The sequence below is a fragment of the Inhella gelatinilytica genome (genome assembly GCF_016093295.1).
Taxonomy (GTDB): Bacteria; Pseudomonadota; Gammaproteobacteria; order Burkholderiales; family Burkholderiaceae_C; genus Inhella; species Inhella gelatinilytica.
Genome location: NZ_JAEDAL010000004.1, coordinates 1 through 23,808, shown reverse-complemented (window position 1 = coordinate 23,808; position 23,808 = coordinate 1). Strand labels below are relative to the sequence as shown.

Annotated in this window: 17 protein-coding genes and 6 tRNA genes; 17 read left to right on the top strand and 6 right to left on the bottom strand. The window is 61.4% G+C overall.

Annotated features, from left to right (window positions below; all coding sequences use genetic code 11):
• Positions 1–79: 79 nt before the first annotated feature.
• On the top strand, positions 80–1,066 hold the full coding sequence (locus I7X43_RS09705; protein WP_198100743.1) for a serine hydrolase: 987 nt from the start codon (positions 80–82) through the stop codon (positions 1,064–1,066).
• Positions 1,067–1,080: 14 nt separating this feature from the next.
• On the opposite strand, the gene I7X43_RS09700 is transcribed toward I7X43_RS09705, so the two are convergent.
• From I7X43_RS09700 to hpnC, 4 genes are read right to left on the bottom strand one after another with little or no spacing between them, the layout of a single operon-like run.
• Positions 1,081–1,851 carry an IclR family transcriptional regulator gene (locus I7X43_RS09700; RefSeq protein ID WP_198100742.1) on the bottom strand — a complete coding sequence of 257 codons (771 nt, stop codon included), beginning with the start codon at positions 1,849–1,851 and terminating at the stop codon, positions 1,081–1,083.
• Positions 1,844–3,112, bottom strand: a complete 1,269-nt coding sequence (gene hpnE, locus I7X43_RS09695; protein WP_198100741.1) for a hydroxysqualene dehydroxylase HpnE — start codon at positions 3,110–3,112, stop codon at positions 1,844–1,846. The genes I7X43_RS09700 and hpnE overlap by 8 nt, the downstream gene beginning before the upstream one ends.
• Positions 3,112–3,960: a presqualene diphosphate synthase HpnD gene (gene hpnD / locus I7X43_RS09690; RefSeq protein ID WP_198100740.1), complete on the bottom strand. Its 849-nt coding sequence runs from the start codon at positions 3,958–3,960 to the stop codon at positions 3,112–3,114. Before hpnD ends, hpnE begins: the two co-directional genes overlap by 1 nt.
• Complete coding sequence (gene hpnC / locus I7X43_RS09685) at positions 3,957–4,805, bottom strand: squalene synthase HpnC (protein ID WP_310737552.1); 849 nt, start codon at positions 4,803–4,805, stop codon at positions 3,957–3,959. The genes hpnD and hpnC overlap by 4 nt, the downstream gene beginning before the upstream one ends.
• Before the next feature lie 108 nt (positions 4,806–4,913).
• Between hpnC and I7X43_RS09680 the strand changes: the two genes are divergently transcribed.
• The 16 genes from I7X43_RS09680 to I7X43_RS09605 all read left to right on the top strand — a co-directional run bounded on the left by I7X43_RS09680 (position 4,914) and on the right by I7X43_RS09605 (position 21,785).
• Positions 4,914–6,038 carry an efflux RND transporter periplasmic adaptor subunit gene (locus I7X43_RS09680; RefSeq protein ID WP_198100738.1) on the top strand — a complete coding sequence of 375 codons (1,125 nt, stop codon included), beginning with the start codon at positions 4,914–4,916 and terminating at the stop codon, positions 6,036–6,038.
• 22 nt (positions 6,039–6,060) lie between these two features.
• Positions 6,061–9,189, top strand: a complete 3,129-nt coding sequence (locus tag I7X43_RS09675; protein ID WP_198100737.1) for an efflux RND transporter permease subunit — start codon at positions 6,061–6,063, stop codon at positions 9,187–9,189.
• 97 nt (positions 9,190–9,286) lie between these two features.
• Positions 9,287–9,373: transfer RNA gene (locus I7X43_RS09670), tRNA-Leu, on the top strand.
• A gap of 23 nt (positions 9,374–9,396) precedes the next feature.
• The gene (tig, locus tag I7X43_RS09665; RefSeq protein ID WP_198100736.1) at positions 9,397–10,713 is read left to right on the top strand and encodes a trigger factor; all 1,317 of its coding nucleotides are present in this window, start codon (positions 9,397–9,399) and stop codon (positions 10,711–10,713) included.
• Between the two features lie 103 nt (positions 10,714–10,816).
• The gene (clpP, locus tag I7X43_RS09660) at positions 10,817–11,425 is read left to right on the top strand and encodes an ATP-dependent Clp endopeptidase proteolytic subunit ClpP (protein WP_310737551.1); all 609 of its coding nucleotides are present in this window, start codon (positions 10,817–10,819) and stop codon (positions 11,423–11,425) included.
• Between the two features lie 71 nt (positions 11,426–11,496).
• Positions 11,497–12,762: an ATP-dependent Clp protease ATP-binding subunit ClpX gene (clpX, locus tag I7X43_RS09655; protein WP_198100735.1), complete on the top strand. Its 1,266-nt coding sequence runs from the start codon at positions 11,497–11,499 to the stop codon at positions 12,760–12,762.
• A gap of 110 nt (positions 12,763–12,872) precedes the next feature.
• Positions 12,873–15,281, top strand: a complete 2,409-nt coding sequence (lon, locus tag I7X43_RS09650) for an endopeptidase La (protein ID WP_198100734.1) — start codon at positions 12,873–12,875, stop codon at positions 15,279–15,281.
• 89 nt (positions 15,282–15,370) lie between these two features.
• A tRNA-Gly gene (locus tag I7X43_RS09645) sits at positions 15,371–15,446 on the top strand.
• Positions 15,447–15,511: 65 nt separating this feature from the next.
• Positions 15,512–15,585 (top strand) — tRNA-Cys (locus I7X43_RS09640).
• Between the two features lie 18 nt (positions 15,586–15,603).
• Positions 15,604–15,679 (top strand) — tRNA-Gly (locus I7X43_RS09635).
• A gap of 32 nt (positions 15,680–15,711) precedes the next feature.
• A tRNA-Gly gene (locus I7X43_RS09630) sits at positions 15,712–15,787 on the top strand.
• A gap of 142 nt (positions 15,788–15,929) precedes the next feature.
• Positions 15,930–16,016, top strand: a tRNA-Leu gene (locus tag I7X43_RS09625).
• 463 nt (positions 16,017–16,479) lie between these two features.
• On the top strand, positions 16,480–17,457 hold the full coding sequence (locus tag I7X43_RS09620) for a site-specific integrase (RefSeq protein WP_246480322.1): 978 nt from the start codon (positions 16,480–16,482) through the stop codon (positions 17,455–17,457).
• Positions 17,458–17,604: 147 nt separating this feature from the next.
• Positions 17,605–19,455, top strand: a complete 1,851-nt coding sequence (locus I7X43_RS09615) for a hypothetical protein (protein WP_198100732.1) — start codon at positions 17,605–17,607, stop codon at positions 19,453–19,455.
• 237 nt (positions 19,456–19,692) lie between these two features.
• Entirely contained in the window at positions 19,693–21,411 is a 1,719-nt protein-coding gene (locus tag I7X43_RS09610; RefSeq protein WP_310737550.1) for a hypothetical protein, read from the top strand.
• Positions 21,408–21,785 (top strand): hypothetical protein, encoded by a 378-nt coding sequence (locus tag I7X43_RS09605; RefSeq protein WP_198100731.1) that lies wholly within the window; start codon positions 21,408–21,410, stop codon positions 21,783–21,785. The genes I7X43_RS09610 and I7X43_RS09605 overlap by 4 nt, the downstream gene beginning before the upstream one ends.
• Before the next feature lie 431 nt (positions 21,786–22,216).
• Here I7X43_RS09605 and I7X43_RS09600 read toward each other — a convergent pair whose 3' ends face one another.
• Together I7X43_RS09600 and I7X43_RS09595 are read right to left on the bottom strand one after the other, a co-directional pair.
• Positions 22,217–22,402, bottom strand: coding sequence for a DUF6429 family protein (locus I7X43_RS09600; RefSeq protein WP_198100730.1), 186 nt, complete (start codon positions 22,400–22,402; stop codon positions 22,217–22,219).
• A 12-nt stretch (positions 22,403–22,414) separates the two neighbouring features.
• A complete protein-coding gene (locus I7X43_RS09595; protein WP_246480340.1) occupies positions 22,415–23,395 on the bottom strand; it encodes an integron integrase in 981 nt (326 codons plus the stop codon).
• Positions 23,396–23,808: the final 413 nt, after the last annotated feature.

The window sequence follows — 23,808 nt, the reverse complement described above, 5'->3', positions numbered from 1 at the left end:
CAAGAGATTCCCTTAAGTGATTGATCTTGAACGCTTGGTTGCGTCGGCCTACACTCGGCGTTCTTCTGAGGAGTGGCGGATGCGTTGGTTGGCTGGCTTGACTGTGGGGATGGCGCTGGTGGTGGGGGATGTGGGCTCTGGCTTGCACCTGGCCCAGGCTGCGCAAAAAGACAAGCCCGCTGACCGTGTCCAGGTGCGGAAAACCAAGGCGCCGGCACCCCTTCGAAAGGCCGTGGTCAAGAAGAAAGCCCCAGCCGCCAAGAGTGGCGCGGCTCCCAGGGCCTCCTTGGGCACTCAGCAAGGTCTTCATCGGGTGGATGGGCCCCTGAGTTTGAAATCGAATGTGGCCCTGGTTGTGGATCAGGAAACGCAGGAAGTCCTGCTGGCCAAGAATGATCGCGCGGTCTTGCCCATCGCCTCGATCACCAAGCTCATGACCGCGCTGGTGGTCACCGAGGCCAAGCAGGACCTCGATGAGGTGCTGACCATCTCTTCCGATGACATTGACACGGAAAAGCACACGGGCTCCCGACTGGCCATTGGCACCCAGCTCACGCGAGGTGAGTTGATGCATTTGGCGTTGATGTCCAGTGAAAACCGGGCGGCCAACGCGCTGGGCCGCCACTACCCGGGCGGACTGACGGCGGCGGTTGCTGCAATGAATGCCAAAGCCGCACTGCTGGGCATGGCGGACACGCGCTATGTGGAGCCGACTGGGTTGTCGAGTTCCAATCAAAGCAGCGCCCGCGACTTGGCGCGTTTGGTGGAGGTTGCATCGGAAGTGCCGCTGCTGCGCGAGCTTTCGACTTCACCTGAGCACAAAGTGCGGGTGGGCCGTCGCGACATGGCGTTTCGTACCACCAATGGTTTGGTTCGGAGCCCCGCCTGGGACATCGGCCTGCAGAAGACCGGCTACATCGCGGAAGCCGGCCGCTGTTTGGTGATGCAAGCGGAGATGGCGGGCCGCAAACTCATCATGGTTTTCTTGGATTCGGCGGGTAAATACAGCCGAATCGGCGATGCCGAACGGGTGCGGCGCTGGGTGACCACCCAGCAGCCGGGTTGACCGCGAAGAGCGGCTTAGCGTAAGGACGGGCGGTAGCCCAACGCGGTGGAGATCTGTGCGGCCGTGTCGCGCAGTCGACTCTCCCAGCTTTCTTCCAGGCGGTCGGACGGCGCCGATATCGACAGACCGGCAACCAGCTTGCCCTGGTCGTCATAAATGCCGGCAGCCATGCAGCGAACCCCCAACTCGAGCTCCTCCTCGTCGCGCGACACGCCCCGAGCACGGATTTGGGCGAGTTCGCGTTCCAAACGAGCCAAGTCGGTGATGCTGTTGCGGGTGTGACCCGCCAGTCCGGTTCGCGTGGCATAAGCCCGCACGCGGGGGGATTCGTCGTAGGCCAAAAAGAGTTTGCCGACGGATGTCAAGTGAAGGGGTGCCCGGCCCCCGACGGCTCGCACCACTTGCATGCCACTTCGCTCACTGTAGGTGCGCTCGATGTAAACGATCTCATCGCCCTGGCGCACAGAGAGATTGACGGGCTGATGGGTCAACTTGTGCAATTCGCGCATGGCGTCCAATGCGGCGTCGCGCACGTCGAGGCGAGCCTTGACCAGATTGCCGAGTTCAAGCAGTCGCATGCCGAGCCGGTAGCTTCCCGCTTCGGGACGATCGACAAACCGGCCCAGGGTCAAATCGTTCAAGATTCGATGGGCTGTAGAGGCATGCAAGCCCGTGGCTTCACTCAGGGCTTTGAGCGAAATCGGATCGGGATGGCGAGCCAGCACATCGAGCAACGCGAACGCGCGCTCCAAAACTTGAATTGCGGGGCTGGGGGTGTCACTCATTCCCGCATTGTGCAATCGCGGCCTGCACGGCGGCTTCGCCACTGCGGATGGCGCCCTCCAATGTGGCGGGATAGGGGCCTTGGACATAGTCACCCGCGGCCCACAGTCCGGGGGCAATGAAGCTGGGTGGACGCTGAAGTCCCACGGTGCAAGCGAAAGTGGCCCGCCGGTCCGCATGCACTTGTTGAAGGGTGGCGTGCCCCAGAGCCGGAACTTGCGTGTGTAACTGGGTCAGTGCGGCTTGCGCCAGGGCCTCGCGCCCCATTTGCAAGTCTTGGGCCACGGCGCTGCAAACCAACACCCAACGTCCGGTCGGGCCGCCAATGGCTTCGACATCGAAAAGAAACTGCGCCGGACCTCCGGTCAGTGCCACCATGGGGAAGGGGAGTCGGACGCCGGACGCCTGAAGGTAGACCGTTGCAATGGCTTCGAAGGGCAGTGCCTGGGCAGTTTCGGACCACGCCGGTGCGATGTCCTGGGTCAGTCGCGCCGCTTCCGTGGCACTGGCGGCCAATACGAGCGCGTCGTACGACTCGCCCTGGATCCGCCACTGTGAGCGGTGCGGTGCGATCTCGTGGATGCGTTCCCCGCGAAGAATTTTGACGCCCTGAGTTTGGAGCCACTTTTCGGTGGGCGTCGCCAGCAGTTCGGACAGCGGGCGTCTGGGTAGCAACAAGTCGGCCGCACCCGAACCGCCCAGCAGTGCGTCGCGGAGCACCTGCAAAAAAACGACCCCACTGGCCGTTTGAATGGGGGTGTTCAAAGCGGCGATGCACAGCGGTTCGGCCCAATCACGCCGCACCGCTGCGGGCAAGTCGGCGCAAAGCTGTTCAACACTGACCTGCGGCGAGCAGCGCAGGCCATGCACAGCGCGAACCAGCCCCCACCGCAGGAACCCCCAGCGGTCATGGGGTGTCCACAGAGGGTTGTTCAAAATGGCTTGAAGCAATGCTTTGGGCGCCCAGCCGTGGTCTGGCCAGCGCAGGCCTTGGCCCGCCGCATTGACCAGGGAGAGCGGGGCGCGCCACATCACCTGATCCAAGTCCACACCCACCGTTTTCATCAGAGCCAGCGTGGCGCGATAGGCGCCAATCAAGATGTGGTGCCCGCTGTCGAGCGCATCGGGTTCTGGACCCAGGCTGCGAGCGCGCCCCCCCAATTGCGGCGCCATTTCAAAAAGTGTGACCGTGGCTCCCGCTTGGCGGGCCCGCACGGCCGCTGCCAGTCCCGCCCAGCCGCCGCCAATGATGCCCAGCCGCATCACCGGCCGCGCCAATTGGTTTTCATGGCGATCCAGAGCTTACGAATGGGCGTCAGCGCGATCCGCTGGTGCAGCACCTGGAACTGCTCGGCCTCCAGCTCACGCAGCAGCGCGCGGTAGATGTTGGCCATCATCAGGCCGGGTTTCTGTGCGCGGCGGTCCACCTCCGGCAACAGGGCCAGCGCTTCGTCATAACAGCGATGGGCGCGTTCAGCCTGGAACTGCATCAGGGCGGAAAAACGGTCGCTGTATCCCCAGGGGGCCTCGCGCTTCAGGATTTCATGGGCCTTGACGTCGAACTGCTGCAGCTCGCTGATGGGCAAATAGATCCGACCGCGGCGCGCGTCGTCGCCGACGTCCCGCAAGATGTTGGTCAGTTGCAGGGCCAAGCCAAGCTTGTGGGCATAGGCCACCGTGCGCTCGTCCGTGCGACCGAAAATACTGCTGGCCACTTCACCGACCACGCCCGCCACGAGGTGGCAGTAGCGGGCCAGGCTTGGGAAGTCCAAATAGCGCGACTGCTGCAAGTCCATTTCGCAACCTTCGATCACAGCCAACAAGTGGTCGGCGCGAATGTCATATGGCGCGAGGTGTGGTGCCAAGGCGAGCAGGGCCGGGTGGGTGGGCGTTCCTGCAAACAGGCGGTGGACCTCTTGTCGCCACCAGGCTAGTTTGGTGGCACCCAAACTGGCATCCGTGACTTCGTCGACCACGTCATCGACCTCACGACAGAATGCGTAGAACGCCGTGATGGCGGCCTGCCGATCCGGGGGCAGAAACTTGAAGGCGTAATAGAAACTGGAACCGCTCGCGGCGGCCTTTTCTTGCACGTACTGTTCGGGTGTCATGGATGGCGAAGGCGGTTTCGCAGGGCGCGAGCCAGCAGCAAGGGAGCATCTCCGGCGGACAGCCGGGGACGGTGGGTCAAGGTGTCGTGCTCAAGGTGGCGGATTTTCTCCGCGATACGCAGACCCCCTTCGATGACCCAGCGGAGTTCCCATCCGAGCCGCCCCGGTACCTGCCGGGGCAAGCTGCGGCCACTTTCAAGCAACTCGACGGCCCAAGCCGTGAGGTCTGCGATGCAGGCCCTGAGCGCGGGGGAGGGTGAACCCAGCAGAACGGACTCGACCGTCAGACCATGGTGCGCCAAATCGGTCTCGGGCAGGTACACCCGGCCCTTGAGTCGATCAATGCGAATATCTTGCCAAAAGTTCACCAGTTGTAGCCCTGTGCAAATGGCGTCAGACGCTCGAAGCGCCTCTGGTGAATGGACGTTCACCAAATGCAGTAGCAATCGGCCAACAGGGTTGGCGCTTCGCTGGCAGTAGTGAAGCAGTTGATCGCGATCCGCGTATCGGTGGATCCGTGTGTCCTGCTCGAAGGCGTCGAGCAGGGCGTCCAACAGGCTTGTGGGGAGATTGAACTCACGAATGGCCACGCCCAGGGGCTCAAAAAGTGGCTGTTCATCGGGGCTGAGCGGGGCCCCTACCGCACAGCGACGCAGGCTGCTTCGCAGTTGGGCCAATTGCCATTGACGTGCCGCTGTCGGTGCGTCCCCTTCGTCGGCGACGTCATCCGCTGCCCGGGCAAAGCGGTAGATCGCCAGGATGGGTGGGCGCAGACGCGCGGGGCACAGCCAGGAGGCGACGGGGAAGTTTTCGGCATGGTGCCGATGGTCTGAGGGGGATTGCACGGGCAGATTGTGGCGGGCGCGATGCAGCGGATCGGGAATTCGGGGTGGTCTCCCGTACATTGCTCGTTTCCTTCAGCTTGCGGCCCCCGCCGCGAATGGAAGCTGCTCATGAACTTCCGATTCCCAGCCAGTCACTTGGTGCGTTCCGTTCGTTTGGCCGGCGCGGCACTGCTGATGTTGGCGGCCTGTAAGGGGCCGGCGCCGGAGGCCGCGCCTGAGCGGGCGGTTCGCACCTTGGTGGTGCAGGCCACTGAAGCGGGCCGCGCCTTGGAGTTTGCGGCGGAGGTCCGGGCGCGCACTGAATCTCGCCTGGCTTTTCGGGTTCCGGGCAAGGTGGCCGAACGCACCGTTTCACTGGGCGATCGGGTGAAAGCCGGTCAAGTGCTGGCGCGCCTAGACCCTCAGGACTTGGCCTTGGCTGCTGAAGCCGCGCAAGCCGGCTGGCGAGCGGCGCAGGCCCAGCGGGAGCAATCCGCCGCCGATCTGAAACGGTATCGATCGCTCAAAGAGCAGGGTTTCATCAGCGGGGCGGAACTGGAGCGCCGTGAAGTGGCGTTCCAGGCGGCACAAAGTCAGTTCGATCAGGCCGTCGCGCAGACCACGGCCCAACGAAACCAGGCGGACTACGCGGCGTTAAAGGCCGACGCGCCGGGCGTGATCACCAGTGTGGATGTTGAGCCGGGGATGGTGGTCAGCGCGGGGCTGCCGGTGCTGCGGCTGGCGCATCTGGGCCCTCGCGACGCCGTGTTTTCCATTCCTGAGCACCAGGTTGGGGCGTTTCGAGAGTGGGCGGCCGCGCCTGGGGCCCTGTCGGTGCGACTCTGGGGCCAACCTGAACCGCTGAAAGCACGCTTGCGCGAACTGGCGGAGTCGGCGGATCCTGTCACGCGCACCTTCGTGGCCAAAGTGGACTTGGGTGACGACGCCAGCTTGAAACTCGGTCAGACGGCGACGGTCACGCTGCAGTTGCCCAAGCGGTCGGGGGTCATGCTGGTGCCGATGACCGCGGTTCTGGAGGTCCAGGGGAAACCCCAGGTGTGGGTCTTGGATCCGACCAGTCTGAAGGTGCAATTGCAGCCGGTGGTGGTCGGTGACGCAGCGGGCAATGAATTGGTCATCACCGCTGGACTCAAGTCTGGCCAGGAAGTCGTGACCGCAGGCGTGCATGCCCTGACCCCTGGGCAGAAGGTGCGCCGCTACGCAGCGAGCGGCGCCGCGTCCGCCGCCCAATAAGTCTCGGATCGAAGGAATCGACATGGATGCATCCGAGGGCGGCAGCGGCAGCCGGTTCAATATTTCCCGCTGGGCACTGGAACATCCAGCCCTGACGCGCTACCTGATGGTGGTGCTGTTGCTTGTCGGGGTGGTGGCGTATTTCCAATTGGGGCAGGACGAAGACCCGCCGTTTACGTTCAGGGCCATGGTGGTCCAGACCTTTTGGCCGGGAGCGACGGCCCAGCAGGTCGCCGAGCAGGTGACCGACAAGATTGAACGGACCTTGCAAGAGGTGGCCGAGGCCGACAAGATCCGCTCGTTCGCCAAGCCGGGTGAGTCCCTCACGATCTTTCAGCTCAAGGACAGCGTCCAGGCCAAGGATGTGGCCGGAACCTGGTATCAAGTCCGAAAGAAGATTGGTGACATGCGCCACCAATTGCCGCAGGGGGTGGTCGGTCCTGTTTTTAACGATGAGTTTGGCGACGTGTACGGCACGCTGTACGCGCTCTCGGGCGATGGCTTCGGCCCGGAAGAGCTGCGTCGCCATGCCGAGCGCTTGCGCAGTCAACTCCTTCGGGTGCCGGATGTGGCCAAGGTCACGCTCTTTGGGGTGCAGCCCGAGCGCATCGTTGTTGAAATTTCGCAGAAGGCGCTCGCGCAGCGGGGGGTGGATTTCAACGCCGTTTTGGGGCAACTGAATGCGCAAAACGCCGTCGAAGGCGCGGGCGTGTTGGACACCGGCGTGGACACGGTGGGGATTCGTATTCAGGGCCAAATCACGGACTTGGACCAGTTGCGCGCCCTCCCCATACGGGCGGTGAACCCTCAGACCGGGGTGGCCAGCCAGTTGCGGCTTGGAGACCTGGCCACCATCCAACGGACCTATGCGGAGCCGCGGGCCGTCAGCGTTCGCCACCAAGGCCGGGAAGTGCTGGCTCTGGGCGTGTCGATGATGAAGGGCGGAGACATCGTCCGCTTGGGTAAAGCGCTGAAATTGGCAGTGAAGGGGATTCGGTCGGAGTTGCCGGTCGGCATCGAACTGCACCAGATTCAAGATCAGCCCCAGGCCGTGACACGCTCCGTGGGAGAGTTCATTCAGGTGTTGGTGGAGGCGGTGGTGGTGGTGCTGGCGGTCAGCTTCGTGGCGCTGGGCCTGCACACCCGACCCTTGCGTATCGACATTTGGCCGGGGTTGGTGGTGGCCATCACCATCCCGCTGGTGCTGGCCATTACGTTCGTGACGCTGTTTTATTGGGGCGTGGGACTCCACAAAATTTCACTGGGCGCGCTGATCATTGCGCTGGGCCTGCTGGTGGATGACGCCATCATTGCCGTTGAAATGATGGTTCGCAAATTGGAGGAGGGCTACGACAAGCTGTACGCCGCCACCTATGCGTATGACGCCACATCCATGCCCATGCTGACGGGAACACTCATCACGGCCGTGGGTTTCTTGCCGATTGCCTTGGCGCGCTCGGCCGTGGGGGAGTACACATTCGCCATCTTTGCCGTCACGGCGGCCGCCTTGGTGATCTCTTGGTGGGTGTCGGTGTACTTCGTGCCTTACTTGGGGGCATGGCTGCTTCACAACCGGGCTCTGCACGGCGGGGAAGCGCACGAGCTTTTTGATACGCCGTTTTATGTGCGCTTTCGTGCCTTGGTAAACGGTTGCGTTAAGCACCGTTGGCTCACCTTGGCCTTGACGTTGGCCCTGTTTGGATTGGGCGTGCTGGGCATGTCCCGCGTGCAACAGCAGTTCTTTCCCGACTCCAACCGTCCGGAGATCTTGGTAGACCTGTGGCTGCCGGAGGGGTCCCCGATTCAAGCGTCGGAGGCCCTGGCCAAGCGGTTCGAGGAGCGCTTGCTCAAAGAGCCCGAATTGGAGTCAGTCTCTCTGTGGGTGGGTAGCGGTGTGCCTCGTTTCTATTTGCCGCTGGATCTGATCTTTCCCCAAGCCAACGTGTCGCAAGCGATTCTGCTGCCGCACAACTTGGCGGAACGCGAGGCCTTGCGCAAGCGGCTGCCGACCATCTTGGCGCACGAGTTCCCCGAGGCGCGGGCGCGTGTCAAACTCCTGCCCAACGGGCCACCAGTTCCCTATCCGGTGCAGTTCCGGGTCGTTGGACCCGATCCTGCAATATTGCGGCACTGGGCTGATCAAGCCAAGGCGGTGATGCGGGATCACGCCGCCATGCGCGGGGTCAACGACAACTGGAATGAGTCGGTCAAGGTCCTGCGCCTTCAAATTGACCAAGACAAAGCCCGGGCGCTTGGGGTCAGTAGCCAAAGCATTGCCCAGGCCTCTCGCACCCTGTTGTCTGGCATGACGGTTGGTCAGTTCCGAGAAGGCGATCGGCTGATCGACATCGTGCTGCGCCAGCCCTTGGCGGAAAGGGATGCAGTTTCAGACCTGGCCAACGCCTATGTGCCCACGAGCAGCGGACGTTCAATCCCCCTGACACAAATTGCTCAGCATCAGTTCGTGTTTGAGCCGGGGGTGATGTGGCGCGAGGGGCGGCAGTTTGCGATCACAGTCCAAGGCGATGTCATTGATGGCATCCAAGGTGCGACGGTGACGGGCCAACTGTTGCCGGACCTGCGGGCACTCGAAACCAAAATGCCCCCGGGGTATGCGATCCAAGTGGCCGGTGCCGTGGAAGAAAGCAGCAAGGGCCAAGGCTCCATCATGGCGGGGGTGCCGCTCATGCTATTTATCACTTTCACCTTGCTGATGATTCAGTTGCAGAGCTTTTCGCGCTCCCTGCTGGTTTTTCTGACCGGCCCGCTGGGGCTGGCCGGGGTGGCGGGCGCGTTGCTTCTCTTGGGGCGCCCCTTCGGCTTCGTGGCCATGCTGGGTGTCATCGCATTGATGGGCATGATCGTTCGCAACTCCGTCATCCTGATCGACCAGATCGAGCAAGACCGGGCCCGGGGCGTCCCGGATTGGACGGCGATAGTCGAAGCGGCGGTCCGACGGTTCCGGCCCATTGTGCTGACGGCGGCGGCGGCCGTGTTGGCCATGATCCCGCTTTCTCGCTCGGTGTTTTGGGGCCCCATGGCGGTGGCCATCATGGGGGGCTTGATGGTTGCCACGGTGTTGACACTGCTGTCCTTGCCGGCCATGTATGCGGCCTGGTTTCGGGTCAAGCCGCCTGAAACAAACACCTAAAGAGCGCCGAGAATGGGCTTTGACAGGCGATAGAATCGCCGGTTCGCCGAATTCCGACTGGACGGCACGCCTTCGTGTGGCGTCCGGTTGTTTCCTTGCGCGGGTGGCGAAATTGGTAGACGCACCAGGTTTAGGTCCTGACGCCTTCACGGGCGTGCCGGTTCGAGTCCGGCCCCGCGCACCACAACTGAACTAGAGATTTGGGCCATGGCCGTCACTGTTGAAACTCTCGAGAAGCTCGAACGCCGCATCACCTTGACGCTGCCTGCTGCAGCGGTGAATACCGAGGTGGAGAAGCGCCTGAAGAAGCTGTCGCGTACCGTGAAGGCCGACGGCTTCCGTCCCGGCAAGGTGCCCTTTAGCTACGTGGCCCAGCGCTACGGCGCGTCAGTTCACTACGAGGTCGTGAGCGACCAGTTGGGTGAAGCCTTTGCCAAAGCGGCGAGCGAAGCCCAGTTGAAGGTCGCTGGCTTGCCCAAGTTGTCGCAAAAAGATGGCGGCGCCGAGGCGGAGTTGGCCTTCGACGCCACGTTTGAGGTCTATCCCGAAATCAAGTTGGGTGACCTCAGCGCGGTGGAAGTCGAGCGTGTGTCCAGTGAAGTGACCGAACAGGCCATCGACAAGACGGTCGACATCCTGCGCAAACAGCGCCGGACGTTCGCTCAGCGCGGAGCAGAGGCTGCGGCGGCGGACGACGATCGCGTCACCATTGACTTCGAAGGCAAGATTGATGGAGAGCCTTTTGCCGGCGGTAAGGCTGAAGGGTTCCAGTTCATTCTGGGCGAAGGTCAAATGCTTGAGGCCTTTGAAAAGGCGGTTCGGGGCATGAAGACGGGCGAGAGCAAGACGTTCCCCCTGGCCTTCCCGGAGGACTACCACGGCAAAGACGTGGCGGGCAAAGAGGCCGACTTCCTGGTGACCGTCAAGAAGATCGAAGCCCAAAACCTGCCGGAAGTGAACGAAGCCTTTGCCAAGTCGCTGGGCATTGCCGATGCGACCGTGGAAGGCCTGCGTGCTGACGTGCGCAAGAACCTGGAGCGCGAAGTCAAGTTCCGGGTGCTCGCACAGAACAAGGCGGCCGCCATGGATGCCTTGGTCAAGGTTGCCGAGCTCGACCTGCCCAAAGCCCTGGTGGATGAGGAATGTGAGCGCTTGGCTCAACAGTTCCGTGAGCGCCTGAAGTCGCAGGGTCTGAAGGACGCAGACAAGATGCCGCTACAGAACGAAATGTTCACCCCCCAAGCTGAGCGTCGCGTGCGCCTGGGCTTGGTGGTCGGCGACTTGGTGCGCACTGAGCAGCTGCAGGCCAAGCCCGAGCAGCTGCAAAAGCACATCGAAGAGCTGAGCCAGAGCTACGAGAAGCCGGCCGACGTGATGCGCTGGTACCTGGGCGACCGCAATCGCATGGCCGAAGTCGAGGCCATCGTGATCGAAAACAATGTCACGGACTTCGTCTTGGCCAAGGTCAAGGTGAGCGACAAGGCGTTGCCCTTTGATGAGCTGATGGCGCAAGCCCAGGGCTGATCAAGCTGTTCGCTTTTCCAGGGCGCCGCGCCTATCCAGGGGCGGCGCCCTGGTCTATTTTGAACCCTCATAATCGGCCGCTTGGTAGCGAGGAATCTGAGTCATGAGCGCGTTGGATACGAATAACCTGGGCATGGTGCCCATCGTCATCGAGCAGTCGGGCCGCGGCGAGCGGGCCTACGACATTTACAGCCGACTGCTGCGCGAGCGCATCGTGTTCTTGGTCGGCCCCGTCAATGACGCCACGGCCAACCTGGTGGTGGCCCAACTGCTGTTCCTGGAAAGCGAAAACCCGGACAAGGACATTTCGCTCTACATCAACTCACCGGGTGGGTCGGTCAGTGCGGGTTTGTCGATTTTTGACACCATGCAGTTCATCAAGCCGCAGGTCAGCACCTTGTGTCTGGGGATGGCGGCCAGCATGGGGGCGTTCCTGCTGGCGGCTGGCGAAAAGGGCAAGCGTTTTGCCCTGCCGAACTCCAAGATCATGATTCACCAGCCGCTGGGCGGTGCCCATGGCCAAGCCACGGACATCGAAATCCACGCCCGGGAAATCCTCAAAACCCGCGAGCAATTGAACCGCATCTTGGCCGAACGCAGTGGCCAGGCCTTGGACAAGATTCAAAACGATACCGAACGCGATTACTTCATGTCCGCCAACGAGGCCATGGAGTATGGGCTGATCGACCAAGTGGTCGAGCGCCGAACCTGAAGAACCCCTGATCGCGGCGATGGGGTGCCTGGTCTATCATGGGCCGCTCCAAAGCCGCCGAGAGACGACCCATGCCTGATAAGAAAGGCGGCTCCAGCGAGAAGGTGCTCTATTGCTCCTTCTGCGGCAAGAGCCAACACGAAGTCAAGAAACTCATTGCCGGCCCGTCGGTCTTCATCTGTGATGAATGCATCGAACTGTGCAATGACATTATTCGGGACGAAGTCGCCGCCCCGGCGCCTGCCTTGCGCAGCGCCAAATCGGATTTGCCGACCCCCGCTGAGATCAAGTCCACGCTGGATCAGTATGTGATTGACCAGGACGCCGCCAAGCGCACGCTGGCGGTGGCGGTTTACAACCACTACAAACGGCTGCGCCACTTGGGGGAGTCGGGCAACGAGGTGGAGCTCAGCAAGAGCAACATCCTGCTAATCGGCCCCACGGGATCGGGCAAAACGCTGCTGGCGCAGACGCTGGCGCGCCTGCTGAACGTGCCGTTTGTGATTGCGGACGCGACCACGCTGACCGAAGCCGGCTACGTGGGGGAGGATGTCGAAAACATCATCCAAAAATTGCTCCAGAACTGCAATTACGACGTCGAGAAAGCCCAGCGGGGCATTGTTTACATCGACGAAATCGACAAGATCAGTCGCAAGGCGGACAACCCGTCGATCACCCGCGACGTGTCCGGTGAGGGGGTTCAGCAGGCCTTGCTGAAGCTCATCGAAGGCACGATGGCCTCGGTGCCGCCCCAAGGTGGCCGCAAGCATCCCAATCAAGATTTCTTGCAAATCGACACCACCAACATCCTATTCATTTGCGGTGGGGCGTTTGACGGGCTGGAAAAGGTCATCCAGAACCGTTCGGAGAAATCCGGAATCGGGTTTGGCGCCACGGTCACCAGCAAGAGCGAGAAGCGGGTTGGCGAGCTCTTCAAAGAGATCGAGCCTGAAGATTTGATGAAGTTCGGGATCATTCCCGAACTGGTGGGCCGCTTGCCCGTGATCGCCACGCTGGCCGAGTTGACGGAAGATGCCCTGATCAAGATTCTGGTGGAGCCCAAGAACGCGCTGATCAAACAGTACCAGCAGCTCTTGGCCATGGAAGGGGTGGATCTGGAGGTTCGCCCCAGTGCCCTGCACGCCATTGCGGCGAAGGCCCTGCAGCGCAAAACGGGCGCGCGAGGCCTGCGGTCCATCCTGGAGCATGCGCTGATCGACACCATGTTTGATTTGCCCAGTCTGGAAGGGGTGGCCCAAGTGGTGGTGGACGAAGGCACCATCACGGATGGCAGCAAACCCTTGCTGGTTTACCGCGAGGCCAAGGCCAGCGCGTAAGGCGTTCTGCCTTTTGCCGCTTCAGGCCTTGCAGAGGGGCATTCACGCCCCATATGGAATGGAACGAGGCCCGGCCTGTGCCGGGCTTCTTGCCCTCAAAGGAAGTCCCAATGTCAGGTCAAACCCCTCTGCCTGCCGAAGCGATGACGTTGCCGCTGCTGCCGCTGCGCGACGTGGTCGTGTTCCCGCACATGGTGATCCCGCTGTTCGTCGGTCGTCCGAAGTCCATCAAGGCCTTGGAGGCTGCCATGGACTCGGGGCGGCAGATCATGCTGGTGGCACAAAAGGCTGCTGCCAAGGACGAGCCCAAAGCGGAAGACCTTTTCGACATCGGTTGCGTGTCCAGCATCCTGCAGATGCTGAAACTCCCCGATGGCACGGTCAAGGTTCTGGTCGAAGGCTTGCAGCGTGCGCGCACGGTCTCGGTGACCGAGCAGCCTGAGCACTTTGTTGCCGAGGTGATGCCGATTCCCCCGGAGGCGGTTCAGGCCCCGGAAGTGGAAGCGCTGCGTCGTGCGGTGGTTCAGCACTTTGACCAATACGTCAAGCTCAACCGCAAGATCCCGCCCGAAATCCTGACTTCGATTGCGGGCATCGACGACCCAGGGCGTTTGGCCGACACCATGGCCGCGCACCTGCAGCTTAAGCTGGAAGCCAAGCAAGCTGTGCTGGATCTCTCCGATGTGGCGAAGCGGCTGGAGAAGCTGCTCGAGCTGCTGGAGCACGAGGTCGACATCCTGCAGGTGGAAAAGCGCATCCGTGGCCGCGTCAAGCGCCAGATGGAGAAGAGCCAGCGCGAGTACTACCTGAACGAACAGGTCAAAGCCATCCAGAAGGAACTGGGCGACGGCGAAGAAGGCGCTGACCTGGAAGAGCTGGAAAAGCGCATCAAAGCGGCGCGCATGCCCAAGGAGGCCCGTCAGAAGGCCGAGGGCGAGCTGAAGAAGCTCAAGCTGATGTCGCCCATGAGCGCCGAGGCCACGGTGGTTCGCAACTACCTGGACGCGCTGATCAATTTGCCCTGGTCTAAGAAAACCAAGATCAAGCACGACCTGCCGTTGGCGGAAGACGTCCTGAACGAGGACCACTTTGGTCTGGACAAGGTCAAGGAACGCATCCTCGAGTACCTCGCGGTGCAACAGCGGGTGGACAAGGTCAAGGCTCCCATCCTGTGCTTGGTGGGCCCCCCGGGTGTGGGCAAGACCTCGCTGGGGCAGAGCATTGCCCGCGCCACGGGTCGCAAGTTCGTGCGCATGGCCCTGGGTGGCGTGCGGGACGAGGCCGAAATTCGTGGCCACCGCCGCACCTACATCGGCGCCATGCCCGGCAAGGTGCTGCAGTCGCTGACCAAGGTGGGCGTGCGCAACCCCTTGTTCCTGCTCGACGAGATCGACAAGCTGGGTCAAGACTTCCGCGGCGACCCCAGCAGCGCGCTGCTCGAGGTGCTCGACCCCGAGCAGAACCACACGTTCAGCGACCACTACGTCGAGGTCGACTACGACCTGTCTGATGTGATGTTCGTGGCGACGGCCAACTCGCTGAACATCCCGCCCGCCTTGCTGGATCGCTTGGAGGTGATTCGGCTCTCGGGTTACACGGAGGACGAGAAGGTTCACATCGCCCAGAACTACTTGTCGCCAAAGCAGAAGAAAGCTAACGGCCTCAAAGACGAGGAGTTGGTGATCGAAGAGTCCGCCATCCGCGGCGTTATTCGCTACTACACCCGCGAAGCGGGCGTGCGCTCGCTGGAGCGCGAGATCGGCAAGATCGGTCGCAAGGTTGTCAAGGGCCTGCAGTTAAAAAAAATGACGGCGCCCGTCATCGTGACCGAGGAGAACCTCAACGATTTCTTGGGTGTGCGCAAGTTTGACTTCGGTCGGGCGGAGAAGAAAAACCAGGTGGGTCAGGTCGTGGGTTTGGCGTGGACTGAGGTGGGCGGCGATTTGCTGACCATCGAGGCGGCGGTGATGCCCGGCAAGGGCGCCACCACCCGCACCGGTTCTCTGGGTGACGTGATGAAGGAATCCGTTGAAGCCGCGCGCACCGTGGTGCGCTCGCGCTCGGCCCAGTTGGGCATCAAGGACGAGATGTTCGACAAGCGCGACATCCACATCCACGTGCCCGATGGTGCGACGCCCAAGGATGGCCCCAGCGCTGGCGCGGCCATGACCACGGCCATCGTGTCGGCACTGACGGGGATCCCCGTGCGCGCGGACGTGGCCATGACGGGGGAGATTACGCTGCGCGGCGAAGTCACGGCCATTGGGGGCCTGAAGGAAAAGCTGTTGGCGGCCCACCGGGGGGGCATCAAGACGGTGCTGATTCCCGAAGAGAACGTCAAGGACTTGCAGGACATTCCGGACAACGTCAAGGAACAGCTCGACATTCAGCCCGTGCGCTGGGTCGAAAAGGTGCTGGAACTGGCTCTGGAGCGTCAACCGGTCCCGCTGACCGAAGAGGAAATGGCCGCCAAGCCGGCCGAGGCGCCTGCGGCGAAGGGTGAGGCCGTTAAACACTGAGTGAAAACTTCGGTGGGTCTTGCGTTCGCCGAGAAAAATCGCATAGAATGTGCGACTTCGCTGATCACTGAAAAGTGGCTGGCGAATGCGCGGGAATAGCTCAGTTGGTAGAGCGCAACCTTGCCAAGGTTGAGGTCGCGAGTTCGAGCCTCGTTTCCCGCTCCAGATACCCAAAAGGGAGCCTTTGGTTCCCTTTTTTATCCCGGCACCAACCGGGAGCTGATCACGGCGGCGCGATAGCAAAGCGGTTATGCAGCGGATTGCAAATCCGCCCAGGGCGGTTCGACTCCGCCTCGCGCCTCCAGAAGTCAGTGACAGTTTTGCGGGAATAGCTCAGTTGGTAGAGCGCAACCTTGCCAAGGTTGAGGTCGCGAGTTCGAGCCTCGTTTCCCGCTCCAAACGCTGTGGCGTCACCTTGGGTGGCGTCTAGGCGGGAATAGCTCAGTTGGTAGAGCGCAACCTTGCCAAGGTTGAGGTCGCGAGTTCGAGCCTCGTTTCCCGCTCCAGCAGTTTCGTCCCGACCACCGGCCTGGGTGGCGAAATCGGTAGACGCAGCGGACTTAAACTCCGCTACTGGCAGACTTGCTCAGATTTTGCTGCTTTGGCAGATTCTGCTATTGTGGACACATCATCACTGATGTGCCCGCTGCCGGCGTGGCGAAATCGGTATACGCAAGGGACTTAAAATCCCTCCTCCTAACGGAGATGCGGGTTCAAGTCCCGCCGCCGGCACCACGGACACCGCCCGTGCATGTCCGTTGCTAAGCCTGCTGTTCACACGCTCCCAATCCTCCGACGCAGCAAAGTCAGTGCCACGCCTGGCACTGGTTTCATCCCTGTTGACCACCAAGTCAGGGGGCAGCATGTCAAGTATTGGCGTGAAGTGGCGCCCGACAAAGAGAGCAAGTGGTCCACCTTTCCCCAGTTCCCGCTTGTCCTAAACGGAGACGGCTCCCCCTGGGCGCCAGCCTGCCTCTGGCTGCTTGACCGAGCACGCGCTCGTCCGCTGCATCTCTCTTCCTTGTCCTCTGTGGCTCAGGGGCTTCGCGATTACTTAGGCTTCCTCGAAGACATGGGGCTTGAGTGGGATGACTTCTCCTCCGTCGACAAGTACCTCCGGCCCACCTACCTTTACAAGACGCGCCTTCAGGACTTGATCAATAGAGGCGAGGCGAAAGCATCCACTGCAAGCCGAAAGATGAGCGCCGTCATCGGCATGTATCGCTTCCTGATTCACGACATGAAGATGGGGTTCGTTCCGAAGAACCCACCGTGGGTCGACAAGGAGATCGGTCTTCGCTACCGCGACGACAAGGGCTTCAGCCAGGTCCACATCGTCGCCTCCACCGACATCGCCATTCATGTCCCCAAGCGTGATGACCCGTGGGACGCGACCATTGACGATGGCGGAAAACTCCGTCCTTTGCTCTCTGAAGAACAGCGTGCCTTGGTCGCTGCACTCAAGAAGTTGGGCAATCGGGACCATGAATTGATGCACTACCTGGCGCTGTTCACCGGCGCTCGTGAGCAGACGGTATTGACCCTGCGGTGGGGCCACTTCCAAACCCCGCCGTCCAGCATCACACAGTGGCCCTTAAAGCTTCTGTGTGGACCAGGGACGGGCATCGACACCAAGAACGACGTGCCCAACGTCTATCTGGTAATTCCTGAGTTTCTCTACGAGTGGCTTCATCAATATGCCTGCTCAGAACGTCTTCGTTCACGTCGAGACAAGTCCAAGTTGGGTCAACACCCGATGAACTACCTGTTCTTGAGCAACCAAGGCGGACCGTACTACGAGTCCAAGGACGATCGGAACGCCATGCGGGGCGCAGATGAGGTCCTGCGCCGTTCTTCGCCCACGGGACAGAACCTTCGCTCGTTCATCAAAGACCGAGTCATCCCCGAGGTTCGCAAGACCATCCCTGGCTTCAAGTACCGGTTCCATGACCTCCGCGCCACGTTCGGTGTGAACTGGGTTGTTCACTCCGTCGGCAAAGAAGGCGCCAAGCAAAAGTACATGTGGGCCCGCGAGCAGTTGAGAAGACTCATGTGGCACAAACATCCGACCACCACGGACCGCTACCTGGAGTACCACGAGCACATGCACCAGCTGGAGAAGGCCAAAGCCGATTGGGACCGTGTGTTGCAGGCCTTGGTCCAGTCGGCGACTTAGGTTCAGACCTCGATTTGCCAGGTTCTCAGAGTCGATCACAAACCTTCCCAGTGCATGAAAGCTTCTGACCCGTTTATGGAACTTGAGGGATCCAGCTTGGCGGCAAAACTCGTCCGCTTCGACCCTGTGCGCCATGGTGGAGAGGTCATGAAAGACAGGCCGGTAGGCAAGGAGTTCCCGCAGGGGGTGCCTGCGAGTTCATGGATCTCTGCGACCCCCAGCTACACCACGCGCTTGCCAGAACTGGCCTACCCCTTCGAGCGCCTGCCTGATGTCTATGTGTCTGAGTCCACGATTCTCAAGATCGGAGCTGACAGGCGGTGCCTCGCCTTCCTGTGGTGTTACTTGGACAGAAGGTTCATCAACCCCCACACCAGATTCAACCCCGCCTCGCTCTCACCCGCCCGCGTCGATGCATTGCCCCAAGTCATTGGCCGCCTCGCCAAACACTTTCGTTTCAAAAACGCACGAGCTGCAACGATCTACCAGTCCCTCACGTGCCTTGCGGCCCTTCTGACCTGGGCCGATCAGGCCGAGCATCAGGGTCGGTATGAGGCGGTTCTAAGCAATGACAAGCTCGCCCTCGAAGCACTCAAGGGCTACCACCGTCACCTCAGGCAACGCCTGCAAACCCACCAAATTTCTTATCGCACAGCCGCGTATGCCGACCAGGAGGCCATCGCCCTGATGTCGGAGATCCACGATCGCGTTTACTTGGATGACATTGAGCCCCTGCCAGACCTCAGTGGCGGCGGCACAAAACCGCCCCCTGATGCCCTCGTCGGCACTTTCATGTCGACCCTTCAGGCGGCGTTCGACTCAGTGGTGGCCATGGACTTGGGGGCTGAGCCTCGGGAGGCGACAACGCCAACCGAGGGTTCGAGGTTCTTGCGTACATCCTCCACCGATGACAGCTGCCAGGTTGCCGTCCCGCTTGCCTATGGTGCGACCCACCTCATGGAGCTGGCTTGTATGGCGTTTGCCGGGCTGTGCATTGGCGACTCTGGTGCGAACTTGGCACAGATTCAAGCGTTTGAGGAGCCCGAGGGCATTGACGCCCAGCTCGATGATCCTGACCGGGTTAGCTTGACGCACCGTGTGATCAAGTTCCGCGCAGGCGGCAAGCCTGTGCCCGTTCAACTGAGCAGCACAACCTTCACTCGCCTGCGCAACTACCTGTGTCTGCGTCAGGCCCTGCTGGCACGCTTGGACTGTCCTGATCGCGCGAACCTGTTCGTTCAAGGGCAGTTCGAGTACGCCCCAGGCCGTCGAGGAAAAACCCACCTCGTCGGCCTGCGCGCCTTGCATCACGACTTCCTTGATGACCTGAGAAAGCGCTTCTCCGCCTTCCGCATCGACCTCCCAAAGGCCACCCTGCGTCAACTGCGAGCCTTTAAACAGCAGCATTTGGTCCGAAAGTACAGCGTTAAGGTGGCCGCCGACCTCATGGGCCACTCGATCCAGACCGCAATCCGAGCCTATTCGAATGCTCAGGAGGATGTTCGACGCTCTGACTTGGGAGGCTTCTTGTCCTCCCTGACCGACCGGGTGTGCTCCACCGCCACCCCCCGTTCAGACCTGCAAATCGTTCAGATCCCGGCCGGCGAATGCCGTGGGCACCTCAAACCCGAACCCATGCAAGCCAACCCCGTCGTGGCGCCTGACTGCAAGAAGACCGAGGGTTGCTTCTTCTGCAACAAGTACCTCGTCCACGCACATGAAGCCGACGCCCTCAAGCTGATGTCGTGCCGGCATGTCCTCTCCAGATTGGTCCATCTGCAAGGCGACTCCCTCGCCGCAGACCGTGTTTACGGCGCGGTGACCGACCGCATCGATGCCTTGCTGGCCGAGATCCAGCGCATGGCTCCGCAGGCGCATGCCGCTGCGCTGGCGCAAGTGCAGCGTGGCGAACTGTCCAGGTACTGGGCCACAAAGCTCCAGCAACTCCATCTCTTGGGTGTTCTGGGTCCCAACCCCTCGCCCCAGAACCCCTCCTGAAAGCTCCTCGTGGAACTCCCAGTAAATCGGTCTGACAACCTGGTCTTGGGGCCCGGCCTGGCGGGAACCAAGCCTGGGCCCCATGTGTTCTTCCCTGCGGATCTGGTCGTCACGCGCGACGCCGACGGAACCCCTTGCTCTCGATACGGCGATCCTCGTTGGGACCTCAGTGCTCAGAGCCCCGACGGCGTGTCGGGCGCCTCACTCGGCTTCTTCGAGCTCGATCCGACACTGTCGGTGTCTGAAGCATCCCGAGGCCTTGGCCTAGTGATCCGGGAGCAGCACAAAGCCCTGACCTGGCTGCACATGGACGCAGGACGTATCCGAGCCTTAGCAACCGTCCGAACGAGCAACCGCGCCTTGGGGCACTGGAGCACCAAAGCCCATGCGCTTGGCCTCTCGCTCTTCGATTTGCTGACAGATCCTCGCTTGGTGGCCGAGCATCTGGGGGATTTGAACCAAGTCTATGCCCGGACAACCAGTCCACTGATCCAAACCCTTTGGCGCAACAAGGCAGTCCTAGGGATTGAGGCGCACCTTCGGTTGGCTGAACTCAAGGCCACGATTGCTCGAGATCGGGTGGGCCGAGGCGGCAATGAGCTGCAAACGCCGGTCATCCCCAGCCGTATCTACTGCGCCATGCTTGGTAAGTGGATTGCCGGCCTCGACATCATTGAAGCCGAGTTGGGCATCTTGCTTGATGCTTACCGACAAAGCATGACGGCGTCCCGCGATGCGCCTGCGGACGGGAGCCGCGGGCAAAGATCGTTCTACCGCGCCAAAGCCCTGGAAGTTTTCGTAGAACGCATGAAAGACCTCGGCCACGAACTGGCCCCTCATGTCTCCTTTGACCGTTTCATCGCCGGACGACTCAACGCCCACCAGTCTCAACTTATGCACGTGGTCATGGCCTTTACTGGGATGCGGATGGGCGAGGCCAAGATCTTGCCCTTGCGCAATGCAGTCGATTTCATCAACGACGGAGGCCGACAGGTCCATTTGGTGAACGGCTACACCCATAAGTTGAACAAAGGGGTTAAGAAGCCCACCTCATGGGTCACAAGCCCCGAAGGGGCTCGGGCCATCCGCCTGGCCCAACAGATTGCCGGGTCCATCCTGCAGGAGGTGAGCGGAGGTGATCCCGCCACCGACACAAAGGCACTCCTGTTCCCTTCTACCAAAAACCCGTACAAGGCTAAAAGCCCCCGAACGCTCTATAACCACCAGTTCCGCCTAGTCGAGCGCGACCAGATCTTGGTCACTCAAGAAGACATTGACGAGTTGGATCGCTTGGAACTTGAGCGCGCGTGGGATCGAGCCGGCATCGTCGTGGGCAAACCTTGGCCGCTCGCCTTCCATCAACTGCGTCGCAGCCTGTCTGTCTATGCCCACCGCAGTGGCATGGTCAGTCTGCCGGCCCTCAAAGCCCAGCTGCAGCACATCACCGATGAGATGCGCCGTTACTACTCTGACGGCTACTCAAAGGCTGTAAACCTGGTGTTCGATCCCGAGCACTTCAGCCACGAGTGGAATGCCGCCAAAGCGGAAAGCAGCTACTTCGGCTATGTCATGGGCATGCTGTTCTCCGACGAGTCCTTGCTGGGCCGAGGCGCGGAGCTCATGGGCCAGACCGTGACCAGCCGCACCCCGCAGGAGACGCTCAAACTCTTCAGCGATGGCAAGTTGGCCTACAAAGAAACTGTGCTGGGAGGTTGTGTCGCCACTGGGGAGTGCAAGACAGCGCCGCTCGAACCCATTCCATTCGACTGCCTTGAAAGCAACTGCATCAACATCGTTGTCCATGCCAAGCGGTTGGAGCGAATCATTGGCTCTCAAGAATCGGTGGTCGCCAGTCTGCAGTCGACGGAAGAGGGCAGTGCTGAACACCGACTGGAAGTCAACCACCTCAAAGTCTTGCTTCGAGCACGCCAGAAACTGAAGGAGAAAACAGCATGAGCGCCAAGCTTCAGACGGACAAGTACTACGCCGCCCTTGAGCGCTTGGTGGCTCGCGGTGACCCTATCAACAACGACACCGTTGCCATTGAGGCAGGAAGTGGGCGTGGCAGCATCAAGAAATCACGCCCTGCTTACGCAGAGTTGATTGCTGCCATCGATGCCGCTGCGAAGGTCCAATCAGAGGCCAAGCTTGCCGCTGACCCGCTGCCTGGGCTACGGCAGGAGCGGGACTCCCTGACCCGGCGGCTCGACCAAGCCCTCGAGCGAGAGTTGTGCCTACTTGAGGAGGTGTATGACCTGCGCGAGAGGAATCGCCAACTCGAGGAAGACAACCGACAGTTAAAGATGGGTAGGTTGGTGGAAGTCCGCTGACCCTTCAAGGCAGACCAGCCTCAGCAGTCTTCGGTGGGCACCGACGAAGGCAGCCCCTCGCCCCGCTGTGCGGGGGTCGCGCAGCCAGCCCGCGCGGGGGTTCTGAGGCGCCTCACTTGCTCTGTCAATCGTATTCGGCCTGTCGTTGCTAATGATTCCAACGTCGTTTGCAGCTGCGGAGTAGCAGTGGAAGCTGTCAGCTAGTTGCGTGGTCTTGGGAGACTGCACCCGGCCACAAGCATTCGTTCGGGCTGGCCGCACGAGCTCCCGGTCATGGCTGATCGCAGCCGCGCGCCTTAGGCCCGGCAACCGACAGCAACCCACCCTCAAGAAGACCACAACCCTGTTCGCATCGCCGTTTGCTTGCGCGGTGCCAAGGCGATAGCGCGTTAGCGCTGGGCAAACAGCATTTCCATCAAGGCCTCGGCCTTTCAAAAGCCGTCTTCAGTCAACACCACCGACTTGGCCTTGCTCATAGGGTCAGAAATCATCCCCTTCGCGTGAAGCCGGTTCAGGGCCTCCCAATCGAAGGACTTCCAGACCCGGTTCTGCTCTTGCAGCCCCAGCAACAGCAAGGCCAGCACGGCGTCGTCGATGCGGTCGGTGTTCAGATTCATGCGGGCCTCCGTTCAAGCCAACCCCAAGCCATCCAGTGGCGAGCGCACCGCGCCGCCGCCCAGTTTCAGCACATGGGTGTAAATCATCGTGGTGGCCACATCGGCATGGCCCAGCAAGTCTTGGACGGTGCGAATGTCGTAGCCCGACTGCAGCAAATGGGTTGCGAAGCAATGGCGCAAAGTGTGCGGCGTTACCAGCTTGGTGATTCGCGCCGCCTGCACCGCCCGCTTGAAGGCCCGCTGAAAGGTCTGGTCGTACAGGTGGTGGCGACGCACCACCCCGCTGCGCGGGTCGGTCGAATGATGGTCCCGCGGAAACACCCAAAACCAAGCCCAGCTATGGCCAGCCCGCGGGTACTTGCGCTCCAACGCATCCGATAACTCGACGCCGCTGCGATCCCCTGCAACATCCTCCTCCCAAAGCGCATGCGCAGCCAGCAGCTGATCCTTCAGCGAAGCTTGAAGGCTGCTGGGCAGCATCACGATCCTGTCCTTCTTGCCCTTGCCCTGGCGCACCACCAAGGCCTGATGGCCGAAATCCACATCCTTGACGCGCAGTTGCAGCGCCTCCGAGATGCGCAGCCCGGTTCCGTAAAGCAGCCGGCCCAGCAAGCGGTGCTCTCCCTGTAGCCCGTCCAGCACCGCCGTGACTTCACTGGGCGTCAGCACCACGGGCACATGCCGTGAAGCCCTGGGGCGGCCAATCTCCTGCATCCACGGCAAGGCCAAGCCAAGCACCTTGGCGTAAAGAAAGATCAGCGCGGCCAGCGCCTGGTTGTGGGTGGACGGTGCAACCCTGCGTTCCGAGGCCAAAAAGCGAAGGAACGCTTCGACTTCGGGCGCACCCAGCTCTGTGGGGTGACGCAAGCCATGGAACCGAACAAAGGCGCGAATCCAATGCAGGTAAGCGTCCTCCGTGCGTTGGCTGTAGTGCAGGTAGCGGATGCGCTCACGCACCTGATCCAACAGCTTGGGGGCCTTGAGTGGTGGCATCGGTGCCACCAGCCTGAGGGGCCTGGCCTGGCCTCGAAGTGGGGCAAACTCGGTCTCGTGGCCGTGAGGGGCTTGCTGCATGATCGCCTCCTGGCGTCGGCGCATGGCCTGCAGAGCGCCTGCGGGACCGGCCGACTTAGGGCGCAGTTTGCTACTGGATAAAACAACAGTCAATAAGGTGAAAATGCATGACGGATCAAGCGCTTGCGCTGGTGCGAGCCAGCCTTTTTATGCAGCAGCGTCCGGTTTTATGCAGTCTCCCTAAAACACGTTGAACTAAACCGCTGACGCGGTGGCTGCCTCAGAGGGGCGGTCACCGCGTTTGGCTTTGGGGTTTTGGCTTGTGCGGGGCCCGCAGAGTGGCCAGTCTTGGGGCTGGGGAATGTTCCTCAGCACACCAGGAGTGGGTCATG